Raw genomic sequence first — 12,721 nt, 5'->3', positions numbered from 1 at the left:
ATATAATACTCAGTTAAATAATACAAATATAGAATTAAATAAATTTTTAATAATAGATGATAATAATATATTAGCTTATGGAAGGAATAATAGTAGTTATACTATATATAAATATTCCTTTAGAGATGAAGGAATGAAAAATAGCTTAATTCAAAAAGGGCATAAAAATGAATTCGTTATTTATTCATTATATGAAAATGAAACTATTGAAAATTATGTTTTAAATTTTAAGGAAAGTTATTCAAATATATCTTTTGAATATAGATATGGTATATCAGAAAATAATGACATAAATGAAAATGATGCTATATTAGCTTTAAATATAGAACTTTTGAATGGTAAGGGTCCAGATATTTTATTTTTAGATTACTTAAATACAGATAGCTATATTGAGAAAGAAATACTAGAAAATCTAAATGACATAGTTGATAAAAATAAAGAAAATTTATTTGATAATATAATTATGGAGTATGAGAAGGATGGAAATATATATTCTATTCCTACAGCTTTTAGTATTCCAATAATTATAGGACAAGATGTATCTGATATAAAAGATCTAAATTCTTTAATTTTAAAGTGTGAAGAAAATATAAATGACGAAGAAATAATCTTAAATATATCATCCGCAGAAGAAGTCGTTGATACCTTTTATGATAGTATATCTACTAATATATTAAGAGCTGATAAAAGTTTAAATGTTGAAGCTATAAAGGATTCATTAAATAAGCTTAAAAAAATTTATGATTTAACAGTTACCAATTTATCAGATTATGAAGAAGAGATTATTAAGGATAACAGGCAATATATAGACAATTTTCTTGCGTTATATTTAGTTCATAAAAATGCAGATATAAATATTTCTAATATAAATAGTTATAATGATATTTTATTTTTAAGTGGAGTCAAGAATCAATATAATTGTGAATATTCAGTATGGAATAATAATAATGAGAGTTATTTTAAAGCAAAAAATATTATTTCGGTAAATTCAAATTCTAAAAATAAAGATATAGCTAAAGAATTTGTTAATTCAATATTAAATGGAGGCTTTTATAACACAGAACTTAGCAATTTATCAGTTAATAAAGATGTTTTAAAAAATAATTTATATGAAATTAAAGATTATGACTCTGGAGTTGTCATTATGGATGAAAATGGTGAAGGTGATTCTTTAGAATCAATAAAACTAACAGAGAATGATATTGAAAATATAACAAATTATATTTCTTCACTAAATAAGGTTATTAATAGTAATAGTATTATTTTAGAAAGAGTTAAGAATGAATTTATAAGCTATATTAAAGGGGATATAAATATTGAAGAGGCTATAAATAAAATAAATGATAATTTAGAAATTTATTTATCTGAATAGGGGAAAAGGAAAGTGAGAATTTATGAAAAAAATAATTATAGGAATATTAACTATTAGTTATTTATTAGTTTCATTTATATATTTACAAGTATATTCTATTAATGAATTAGAATCAATATATACAAGTAAGGTAAAAAGTATAAGAATAGATGAATTTGAAAATAGCATAGATAATGAAAATCTATTAAATGAAATAGATAAACTAAGTAAGGATATAGGTATAAATATTTATAAAATAGTATATAATCAGTTAACAGATTCAGAGGATGTGATAATAACTGTATACACTGCTTTAGCAGATGAAAATAGATTAAAAGATAAATTTGATATTAAATATAATGGTTCAAGTGAAAATTTAATTTTAAGTGGAGGATATTTAACATCAGAAAATAAAGAAATTGGAGTTTTTAATAGAGATTTAATTATAAAAATAAAAGGATTAAATGAAGCTGTAAATGAAAATGTTATAGGGGAATATTTAATTCAAACGGATGATATAAATAAATTTGAAAGTATAAAGGTGGAATTTACAGATAGGCTAAAATGTAAATTGTATGATGGAGAGGGAGGTAGTATAACCAATGGAGATAGTATATTAAACACTATAGAAGTAAAGTATTTAATACTAGCTTTAATATTACTAATATCAGTTTTGCTAGCTTTTATATATTATATAATCTTCAGGTATAAAGAGTTTGCTATAAAAAAAATGTTAGGACATTCAGATAGTAAAATAATATTCAAGGATTTATTTAAAGAAATATTAATAATGCATTGTGAAACATTAGTGATATCAGTTTTAATAGTAGGTGTGTACTTATATTATTATAATAAATTAAATTATGTATTAGATTACTTTAAAAATTTAATTATTGTATTAATAATGTTTTCAGTGACTTTAATATTTATAGAAATGGTAGTGTCGTTAAATATAGATAATATAAAAATAAAAAATATGTTAAATAATAAAAAGCCAATGGTACTTATTCAAAGTTTAAATTATATTAGTAAGTTATCATTTTCTATTGTGTTAGTAGCAATAATAATAAATTTACTAGGTAGTTACAATAGTTTAATATATCAAAACAAAAATTTAGAAAAATGGAAAACCACCAATAATTATGTATATGTTAATATGAGTGATAAATATAGGAATATGGAACAAATAACTTGGAATTATAATCAAGGATTAAGGTGTAAGGATTTTTTTAAATACTATAATGATAAGGGCGGACTTCTTATTTCTCCTTCAAACTATATTTTATACAATAGGTTTTATGAAAAAGAAATATTAGAAAATAGAAAAGAATATGATCCTATTGACGGGAATGCTTTAGAAGTAAATGCAGAATATTTAAGGCAAAATCCAATATACGATGTAAATGGTAACGAAATTTTTATAGAAGATGAGTATGGAGATTATTTAATTATATTAGTTCCAGAAAAGTATAATGAAGTTAAAGATGAGTTGTTAGAGCTATATAAAGAAATATATCAGTTTAGGAGATTTATAAATGAAGATATTTATAGTGAATATATGAATATTGAAAAAATTGAACACCCAGATATAAAAATTGAAATTATATATACTAAAAATGGACAAGAATCATTTTTATATAATCCAGAACTAGAAGAAGAAAATCAAAACTCTATTAAAGATGCTATTCATATTGTAATAAACTCAGAAAATATTGGGTCAGATAGTTATCTAAGTTTTATAAGTGGTGGAAATTTCTTTGCAAAAGTTGATGGAAGTATGGAGGGAAGTGCTTACTCTAAAATAGAAGATGATATAAAAAAATTAAATATGGAAAAAGATATACTTAGTGCAAATACATTATATAGCGAGGTTGATTCATATATTTATAAATTAGAAAACACAATTAATGAATATATTATTTCAATGATAATAATTTTAATTTTAGAAATATTATTAACAGTATATATAATAATAAATTATATACAAAGAAATAAATATATTAATGCCATAAAAAGGATAAATGGATATTCATATATAAGGCGACATAATAAATTTATCTTATTAATAGTAGGAACTTGGGGGATAATTTTAATAGGAGGATATATTTTAGGAATGTCATCTACTTTAGAAGGATTAAAAATAATAATTTCTCTTGCAATATTAGAAATATTAATTATATATGTAGTACTAAAAAATATAGAGAATGATGAGATATTAAGTGTTTTAAAAACAAAATAAAGATTAAAGCTGAGGGATATTGAGATGATTATAGAATTAAAAAATATAAATAAAAGCTATAGTAATAGATATTTATTTAAGAACTTAGATTTATTAATTAAAAAAGGGGAAATGGTAGCAATAACAGGGCCTAGTGGTATAGGTAAAAGTACATTGTTAAATATTATTGGGTTGATAGACAAGCCGGATTCAGGAGAAGTAGTAATATGTAGTAATAAAAATCCATTTGATAAAGAAAAGGTAAAACTAAAATTATTTAGGGATAATATAGGATATTTATTTCAAAATTATGCTTTAGTAGATAATTATACGGTAAGTAAAAACTTAGATATTGCTTTAGAGTATGTTAAAAATAAAAATAAGAAGAGGTTAAAGGAAGAAGCTTTAGAGAGGGTAGGATTATTAGATAAATTAAATAATAAGATATTTGAATTAAGTGGTGGAGAGCAGCAGCGTGTTGCTTTAGCAAGATTAATGTTAAAGGAAAAGGAGATTATACTAGCTGATGAGCCTACGGGATCTTTAGATGAAGATAATAGAGATATAATACTAAAGTTGTTAAAGCAATTAAATGATGAAGGAAAGACTATTGTACTTGTAACACATGATAGAATAGTAGCTAATATGTGCAACAGAGAAGTAAATATAAAAGAATTATAAAAAATCTACCTACGGGGTCAATCGAATATAAGATTGACCCCGTAAGTCTATAAAATTTAAAATAAATTCTCTTAAAGTTAAAGAAATGTTAATTTTTGTATTAAATTTATGTGGTACCATAGTTGTATAGAAGATTATGGGTTAAAATTAGGGGGATTTTATGAAAAAAATATTAATATCGATTATGTTAGGAGTATCCATATTTACGTTAGTTTCATGTGGTAATAAAGTAGTTGATGAAAGTCAGCTTAAAGATAAATGTTCAATAGATGAATATCTTGAAAAGGGAGCAACTTTAGAAAATTATTTCGCTGATGGTAGTGCAGAATTATTAGATACAGAAAATGAAAAATTCTTTGTAAGTGAAAATAGTACATATAAGGTTGTATTGAGTGAAGATGGAATTATTTTACCATATATAGTAATAGGTGATACAGCCTATTATTTTGATAGTGAAGTTAGTGAAAAAAAAGTACCTAAAGAATTGAATAAATTAGGTGGAATAAGTGCATTTGGTGGAATTATGGAAGGGGTTTCTAATGATAGTGATGCAGCATTTCGATTTGTTCAAAGCTTAACAGTATATGAAGATGAAAGTGATAATACATTAGTTTATACAAACTATGCTAAAGAAGATGGATATCAAATTTGGAAGAATTATGACGCTATGCAAAAATAAAAATATAATAAGTTTTTAAATAACAGTCAGATATATTAATTGCTATTTAGTAGATAATATATCTGACTGTTATTTATTTATAAGAAAATAATATTTTTAAATATCAATTAACAAGAGTATGAATAAATTTAATTAAGATAGAAAATAATTGTAAATAATAGTAAAGATTATAGGTTTTAAATGGAGGATATTGATATAATGTCACATGTAGTTGGAAAATCAGCATACAAAAGCTTAGAAGAAAGATTAAATAGATTCCCACAAGGGGCCCCTGCCTCAGAAACACTTTATAAAATATTAAAAGTACTTTTCGATGAAAGGGAAGCTGAACTAGTCGCACAACTCCCAATACAAGCATTTACTATAGAAAAGGCTGCAAAGATTTGGAGTGTAAAGCCAGTAGAAGCTGAGAAAATATTAAATAAATTAGCAAGTAGAGCTATTTTATTAGATATGGAGCATGAAGGTAAAAGGACATTTTTATTACCTCCACCAATGGCTGGATTTTTAGAATTTAGTATGATGAGAACTAGGGGAGACATAGATCAAAATTTATTAGCAGAATTATATTATCAATATTTAAATGTAGAAGAGGATTTTATAAAAGACTTATTTTACAGTACAGAAACTAAGTTAGGTAGAGTATATGTACAAGAAAAAGTACTTAAAAATGATAATTTAGTAGAGATTTTAGATTATGAAAGAGCTTCACATATTATAAAAACAGCAAGTGATATAGGGATTAGTATGTGTTATTGCAGGCATAAGATGCAGCATATGGGGAAGGCGTGTGATTCACCTATGGATATATGCATGACTTTTAATGGTACAGCATCATCATTAATTAAATATGGCCATGCAAGAAAGGTTGATGTATCAGAATGCTTAGAACTTTTAGACTTAGCATATGAAAGTAACCTAGTACAATGTGGGGAGAATGTTAGAAAGGGCGTAAATTTCATTTGTAATTGTTGTGGATGTTGCTGTGAAGCTATGCTTGCAGCTAAAAAATTTGGAGTAATGCATCCAGTAGAAACAACTAACTTTATTGCAGAAGTAAATAAAGATACATGTGTAAATTGCGGAAAATGTATAAAAGAATGCCCTGTTGGAGCTATTAAGAGAGTTGTTATAAATGAAGGTACAGCAATGGAGAAAATAGTAGCAGAAGTTGATAAAGACTTATGCTTAGGTTGTGGAGTGTGTGTAAGAAACTGTTTTAATAATAGTATTATGCTTAAATCAAGAGAAAAGAGAGTAATAACTCCAGCAACATCAGTTCACAGAGTTGTACTTATGGCAATTGAAAAAGGTCAGTTACCAAATCTTATTTTTGATAATAGAGGTTTAACAAGTCATAGGGCAATGGCAGCAATATTATCATCAATATTAAAGCTTTCACCAGTAAAGAAGGCAATGGCAAGTGAGCAAATGAAATCAGTATATTTAGATAAATTATTAGATAATAAATAATCTTATAATAACAGATAGTAATAGTTAGTGAGAAAGGCTATAAGGTTTTTAAATTAATATAGTGAATATAAAGTATTTAAAATGACTTTTATTAAAAGTCATTTTTTTATTTGATAAAAATATTGACAAAGAATAAGCTAAGTAATATTATTGTATTAAGGACGTAATACAATAATACAAGAGTGGGAGTTGATACTATGTCATGGGAATTTAAAGATAACAGACCTATTTATACTCAGCTAGTTGAAAAAATTACATTTAAAATAGTATCAGGTGAGTATAAGATAGGTGAAAAGCTTCCTTCAGTAAGAGACTTATCAAGTGAAGCTACTGTAAATCCTAATACTATGCAAAAAGCTTTAACAGAGTTAGAAAGAATAGGATTAGTTTATAGCGTAAGAACAAGTGGGAGATTTGTAACGGAGGATTGTAATATGATTAAAGAAATGCAAACAACCTTAGCAAAAGATGAAATTAAAGAGTTCTTAGAAAAGATGCAAAAAATAGGCTTTGATAAGGAGAAATTATTGAATACATTAAAAGATGTTATGAAGGAGATGGAATAATGGGGGATTCAATATTAGAGTGTAAGGGATTAGTTAAAAGTTATGGATCTAAAACTGCATTAAAAGGAATAGATCTAACTATAAATAGAGGACGTATAGTAGGATTACTTGGACCTAATGGGAGTGGAAAAAGTACACTAATAAAATTAGCTAATGGTCTTTTAACTCCATCAAGTGGAGAAATATTAATTGGAGGAATGAAGCCAGGTGTTGAAACTAAGAAAATAGTATCATACTTACCGGAAAGAACTTATTTAAATGATTGGATGAAGGTAGTAGATATAATAAATTTCTTCTCTGATTTCTATGAAGATTTTAATTCAGAAAAAGCCTATGATATGCTTAAAAAATTAAATATTAATGCTGAGGATAAACTTAAGTCTATGTCTAAGGGGACAAAGGAAAAAGTTCAGTTAATATTAGTGATGAGTAGAGAGGCTGATTTATATTTATTAGATGAACCTATAGCAGGGGTTGACCCAGCTGCTAGAGATTATATATTAAACACAATTATAAAAAATTATAATGAAAATTCAACAATTGTAATTTCAACTCATTTGATTTCAGATATAGAAAAAATATTAGAGGATGTAATTTTTATATCAAATGGTGAAGTATATCTTTCTAAGAGTGTAGATGAGATTAGAGATAAAGAAGGTAAGAGTATTGATAGCTTATTTAGGGAGGTATTTAAATGTTAGGAAAGTTAATGAAGTATGAGTTTAAGGCAACAGCAAGAATATTAATTCCACTTTATGGTGCATTAATAATATTTGCTCTTATAAATAAGATATTTATGGGTGACTTTTTTAATAATAATGATACTATTCTTGGTAATTTACCACGAGTAATTGGTATGATAGTTTATATTTCAACTATGGTAGCTATATTTGTAGTAACGTTATTTATAATAATTCAAAGATATCGTACTAATTTATTATGTGATGAAGGATATTTAATGAACACAATTCCAGTTAAACCATGGAAGAATATTTTAAGTAAGCTTATAGTAGCTTTAGTATGGACAATAGCAAGTGGTATAGTTTCAATTATTTCAGTCATAATATTAGCTTATCAAAAAGGAATAATTTCAGAGATTATATCAGTAATTCCAGAAGTATTTACTAGTATTAATACTAGTATTGGAGCCAATGGCATCTTATATTGTATAGAACTTATATTAATGATGCTTATAGGTGGATTAAGTTCAATATTAATGATATATGCATCATTATCTATAGGAAGTTTATTTCAAAAGGGAAAAATACTAGCTTCATTTGGCGCATTTATAGTTTTAAATATTGCTACTAATATAATATCAACTATAATACAAGTACCAACTATGTTAAGTTTTGGTTATTCAGGAACAAATTTAGAGGGGTTTCCATTTGAGCAACTTCATATGATATTAATAGGATCAACAATAATAGTTGCAGCTTTTGCAATAATATACTTTGTAATTTCAAACTATATTTTAAGTAAAAAGTTAAATTTAGAATAATGTAAAAAAAAATAATATAAGTAGTTGAAATGTTATAATTTGTATAGTAGAATGGTAGTAATAAAATACAGAAGTTAAATTTAGCGTGCTATCAATAACTATTGAGCATTAGCTGAAAAGGATTATTATGTCCTTTTCAGCTTTTTTTTATTCTTAAAATTAAGATTCTATAGATAAATTATATTAGTAATTGCAGAACTGACTCTAGAATTTAAGGTAAGAAGTTATAAAAGTCTCAATATAAGATTTTTTATAGATAATATATTTGAGGTTTTGTTTATATAGATAGCTATTAATATAACTATTAGTTGAGTTATATTTGTTAAATCAAATTTAATTGATAAACAGAGTTGGTATATCATTTTTATCAAATAATAGAGTAGGAGATAATTGTATCCTACATAGCAGAACTATTGAGATTATCTCTTTAATATAGATATTTATAGTTAACTTAGATTATCTTGTTTAAGTATTTATCAATATTTTAATATATGTAAGCAAAAGATAATTAATTTAAATTTACTTTCAAGGGAATTCCTATTAATTTTCTATTTTATTTAATATTTTTTAAAGAAATAAATTAAATTATTGTGGGAGAAGCTTGAAAAGATGAGTTTGTAAAACCTCATAAAACAATATTTTATGGGTTATGCAATAGATTAATAATAACAAAGGGGGAATTTTGAGAATGAAATTAAAAGCTCAAAATTTAAAGAAACTTATGGCTAAAGTAATGACGCTAGTTATGTTAGTTGCATTACTACCAAATCTATTCTTACAAGATGTACAAGCCATAGAAAAACAAGATTCAGGATATGAAATATATCCTATACCTCAAAGTGTAGAATACAATGCCGGGACATTAAACTTAGGTAACGACGTAAATGTTATTTTTGAAGAAGGTATTGATGAGGCTACAAAAAATAGATTAATAGAAGTATTAACTATTAAAAATATTTCATATGAAGTAACTACAGAAGTAAAAAGTGATAAAACAAACTTTTTAGTTGGGTTACATAATTCAAATGGAGTTGTAGATAATTATTTTACAGAAAATAATTTAAATGATAATACTCATTTTGAGAACTTTGATTCTCATATAGTATCAGTAAAAGATAATGTAGTAGCTGTTTTAGGAAAAGATACAGATGCTGCTTTTTATGGAATCACAACTTTAAAATTAATATTTAAACAATTAGAAGGATCTGAAATCAGAAATTTAGTAATTAAAGATTTTTCTGATGGTCAATGGAGAGGATTCATTGAAGGATATTATGGTATTCCATGGAGCAATGAAAACAGAAAGAGCTTAATGGAGTTTGGTGGAGACTTTAAGATGAATGCTTATATCTTTGCACCAAAAGATGATGAATATCACAGCCTTAAGTGGAGAGAATTATATCCAGATGAAAAATTAGCTGAAATAAAAGAGCTAGTTGATGTTGGTACTGCAACAAAAAATAAATTCATATGGACAATTCACCCATTCTTAAAGGATGGAATGGACTTCTCAACAGAAGAAGCATATCAAGCTGAATTAGAAAAAATTATTGCTAAGTTTGAACAATTATACAGCATAGGTGTACGTCAATTTGGTGTACTTGCAGATGATGCTGAAGGTGATGAATCAAACCAAGTAAAGCTTATGGAAGATTTAGAAGAGTGGAGATTATCTAAAAAAGATGTATACAATTTAATCTTCGTTCCTAAAGTATATACAAAAGAGTCTGCTGGTGGGGATGTTAACAATGCTTACTTAAAGACTATAGGTACAATGCCAGAAACTGTTGATATCATGTGGACAGGTGACGTAATTCTTGGTTATGTAACTCAAGATACTTTTGAATTCTTTGAAGAAGCAGTTGGACGTCAAGCATTCATGTGGTTAAACTGGCCAGTTAATGATATTAACTCAAAGAGATTATTAATGGGTAAAGGTGAAATGTTAGATCCTGAAGTTAATAACTTTAAAGGTATAGTAACTAACCCAATGCAAGAAGCACAAGCTTCAAAGGTAGCATTATTTGCAATAGCTGACTATGGTTGGAACAGAGCAGACTTTGATATGGATAAGAGTTGGCAAGATTCTTTCAAATATATAGATGAAGATGCATCTGAAGAATTATATACATTTGCTAAGCACATGAGTGACCCATCTCCAAACTGGCATGGATTAGCTTTAGAAGAATCTGAAGAAATAAGACCAGTTATCGAAGAGTTTAGAAGAAAATTATTCGCTGGAGAATCTATTTTAGAATATAGCAAAGTTGTTTTAGCTGAATATCAAGAAATTTTAAATGCTACAAATAGTTTTGCACAAAAATCTAAAAATGAATTATTAAAGAATGAAATTAAAGGTTGGGTTGATTCATTAAGAGATATAGCTGAATCAACAATTGCATATGTAAATTCAGCAGTTGCTTTAGAAAAAGGTAACTATGATGAAGCAATGAAGTATTATGTACAAGGTGAAGAAGAATATACTGCTTCAAGAACTCATAGAGTTCCTGCAATAAATGATGGACAAACTAGACCAGAACCAGGTACAAAAGAATTAATACCATTTGCAAAAGATTTATCAAGAATAATTAGTGAAAAAGTTAATCAAACAATAAATCCAGATACAAATATATTAACACTTTTACCATATACAAATATGGGACCAAGCTTATATTGGGGACACATTCAAAATATAGTAGATGGAGATAATGCTAGATTATCTTGTATGTGGGTACGTGGAGCTGCTAAAGAAGGAGATTATGTTGCTGTAGAATTAAATCAACCAACAGAAATTAATAACATAATCTTTGAACATGGTGAGCCAGGAGCTGGAGACGGATTTAACTATGTTAAATTCCAATACTCTATGGACGGTAAAAATTGGACTGATTTAAATGGTGAAGCATATGGTCCAAACCTTCAAAAAATAGTTATAGATAATTTAAATGTAACAGCTAAATATGTAAGAGCTATTCCAACTGGTGAAATTTTAAATAACTGGATATCAGTTCGTGAATTCTCAATAAACAAAGATGATGCAGATCATATAATAAGAAATGTTTACACAAATGTTGAAGCATTAGCAGAAAATAAAGTTGATATTTTACCATCTAATGCAACACTTACAGGTTTAAATGATATTACATTAGCTGAAGGGCAATATGTTGGTATTAAATTAAATAAAATTAGAGAATTAACAAATATTACTTCAGAGATTACAAACAGTGATAAGTTAACATTAGAAACTTCTATTAACGGTGTTGAATGGACAGCTGTAGAAGATACAACAAAAACTGTTGCAGCAAGATATGTTCGTTTAATAAACAATGGAAAAGATGCAGTTAAATTTAATGTTACAAATTTAGCATTAGAATATTCAAATAATGATGTTACATTTGATATTAGACCAGCTGCAGAAGCTAAATTTGAGCCAGCTAAATTAATAGATGGTAAATTAAGTACAGCATTTAAACCACAAGTAAATGCTCCAAAAACAGGAAGTCTTGTATACAAAATTTCTGAAAACACAGATATAACTCAATTTACAGTAATACAAAACCCATCAACTACTTCAGATGCAGTTGTTTCTGTAAGAAATGAAAGTGGATGGAATGAAGTTGGTACTTTATCTAAAGCAGTAAATACATTTGATACATCTAACTTAAATAATGTATTTGAAATAAAGATTGCATGGGATGGGGTTGCTCCAACTATTCATGAAATAGGAACTTCAACAAAGAAAGAAGTTTCTGAAGTTAATAAAGAAGAATTAAATTCTTTAATTGCTAAAGCAGAAGCTCTTAAGGCTGATAGCTATACAGAAGCAACATGGGCAGCATTACAAGAAGTATTAGTAAATGCTAAGAAAGTAATGGCAAATCCAGAAGCTACTCAAGAAGAAGTAGATGAAGCTGTAGCAGCTTTAACAAAAGCAATAGATTCTTTAGTTGAGAATCCAACAACTCCAGGTGAAGATAATAAACCAGAAGGCGATAATAAGCCAGGAGAAGACAATAAACCAGGTGAAGGAAATAAACCTAGCGAAGATGTTAAACCAGTACCTCCAACAAATAACGGAAGTAATAAGCCAGGTAAATTACCTAACACAGGATCAGAAGCAGCAGCAGTAGCACTTGCAATAAGTGGAATACTTTCAACAGCTGGTGTATTAACTCTAAAAAAGAAAAATAAATAATCTAATCTAAAAAAATGGGCACTACAAGTGATATAACGTGTAGTGCCTGTTTTATTT

The 12,721-nt window shown here is 26.6% G+C and carries 9 protein-coding genes; all 9 read left to right on the top strand.

Going from position 1 to position 12,721, the window contains the following annotated elements; genetic code table 11:
• Nucleotides 1–1,372 (top strand): extracellular solute-binding protein (locus I4V51_RS02715; protein ID WP_195986800.1); only part of this gene is annotated, 1,372 nt, incomplete at its 5' end.
• A gap of 22 nt (nucleotides 1,373–1,394) precedes the next feature.
• The gene (locus tag I4V51_RS02710; protein WP_195986799.1) at nucleotides 1,395–3,590 is read left to right on the top strand and encodes a DUF1430 domain-containing protein; all 2,196 of its coding nucleotides are present in this window, start codon (nucleotides 1,395–1,397) and stop codon (nucleotides 3,588–3,590) included.
• Between the two features lie 24 nt (nucleotides 3,591–3,614).
• Entirely contained in the window at nucleotides 3,615–4,250 is a 636-nt protein-coding gene (locus I4V51_RS02705; protein ID WP_195986798.1) for a putative bacteriocin export ABC transporter, read from the top strand.
• A 160-nt stretch (nucleotides 4,251–4,410) separates the two neighbouring features.
• Nucleotides 4,411–4,929, top strand: a complete 519-nt coding sequence (locus I4V51_RS02700) for a hypothetical protein (RefSeq protein WP_195986797.1) — start codon at nucleotides 4,411–4,413, stop codon at nucleotides 4,927–4,929.
• Nucleotides 4,930–5,127: 198 nt separating this feature from the next.
• Nucleotides 5,128–6,402: a 4Fe-4S binding protein gene (locus I4V51_RS02695; protein WP_195986796.1), complete on the top strand. Its 1,275-nt coding sequence runs from the start codon at nucleotides 5,128–5,130 to the stop codon at nucleotides 6,400–6,402.
• A 197-nt stretch (nucleotides 6,403–6,599) separates the two neighbouring features.
• The gene (locus tag I4V51_RS02690) at nucleotides 6,600–6,968 is read left to right on the top strand and encodes a GntR family transcriptional regulator (protein WP_195986795.1); all 369 of its coding nucleotides are present in this window, start codon (nucleotides 6,600–6,602) and stop codon (nucleotides 6,966–6,968) included.
• On the top strand, nucleotides 6,968–7,669 hold the full coding sequence (locus I4V51_RS02685) for an ABC transporter ATP-binding protein (protein ID WP_195986794.1): 702 nt from the start codon (nucleotides 6,968–6,970) through the stop codon (nucleotides 7,667–7,669). Before I4V51_RS02690 ends, I4V51_RS02685 begins: the two co-directional genes overlap by 1 nt.
• Nucleotides 7,663–8,469: an ABC transporter permease gene (locus I4V51_RS02680; RefSeq protein WP_195986793.1), complete on the top strand. Its 807-nt coding sequence runs from the start codon at nucleotides 7,663–7,665 to the stop codon at nucleotides 8,467–8,469. Before I4V51_RS02685 ends, I4V51_RS02680 begins: the two co-directional genes overlap by 7 nt.
• A 688-nt stretch (nucleotides 8,470–9,157) precedes the next feature.
• The gene (locus I4V51_RS02675; RefSeq protein ID WP_195986792.1) at nucleotides 9,158–12,664 is read left to right on the top strand and encodes a beta-N-acetylglucosaminidase domain-containing protein; all 3,507 of its coding nucleotides are present in this window, start codon (nucleotides 9,158–9,160) and stop codon (nucleotides 12,662–12,664) included.
• Nucleotides 12,665–12,721: the final 57 nt, after the last annotated feature.

Origin of the sequence: Clostridium sp. D53t1_180928_C8 (genome assembly GCF_015667795.1) — a bacterium.
Taxonomy (GTDB): domain Bacteria; phylum Bacillota; class Clostridia; order Clostridiales; family Clostridiaceae; genus Clostridium.
The sequence above is the reverse complement of the archived record's forward strand: the minus strand, read 5'-3'. Positions and strand labels throughout refer to the sequence as shown.

Bases quoted from the DNA above. Each gene is read 5' to 3' on its own strand.
- I4V51_RS02680 (WP_195986793.1), top strand. From the start codon at position 7,663: ATGTTAGGAAAGTTAATGAAGTATGAGTTTAAGGCAACAGCAAGAATA.
- I4V51_RS02685 (WP_195986794.1), top strand. From the start codon at position 6,968: ATGGGGGATTCAATATTAGAGTGTAAGGGATTAGTTAAAAGTTATGGA.
- I4V51_RS02705 (WP_195986798.1), top strand. From the start codon at position 3,615: ATGATTATAGAATTAAAAAATATAAATAAAAGCTATAGTAATAGATAT.
- I4V51_RS02675 (WP_195986792.1), top strand. From the start codon at position 9,158: ATGAAATTAAAAGCTCAAAATTTAAAGAAACTTATGGCTAAAGTAATG.
- I4V51_RS02710 (WP_195986799.1), top strand. From the start codon at position 1,395: ATGAAAAAAATAATTATAGGAATATTAACTATTAGTTATTTATTAGTT.
- I4V51_RS02695 (WP_195986796.1), top strand. From the start codon at position 5,128: ATGTCACATGTAGTTGGAAAATCAGCATACAAAAGCTTAGAAGAAAGA.
- I4V51_RS02690 (WP_195986795.1), top strand. From the start codon at position 6,600: ATGTCATGGGAATTTAAAGATAACAGACCTATTTATACTCAGCTAGTT.
- I4V51_RS02700 (WP_195986797.1), top strand. From the start codon at position 4,411: ATGAAAAAAATATTAATATCGATTATGTTAGGAGTATCCATATTTACG.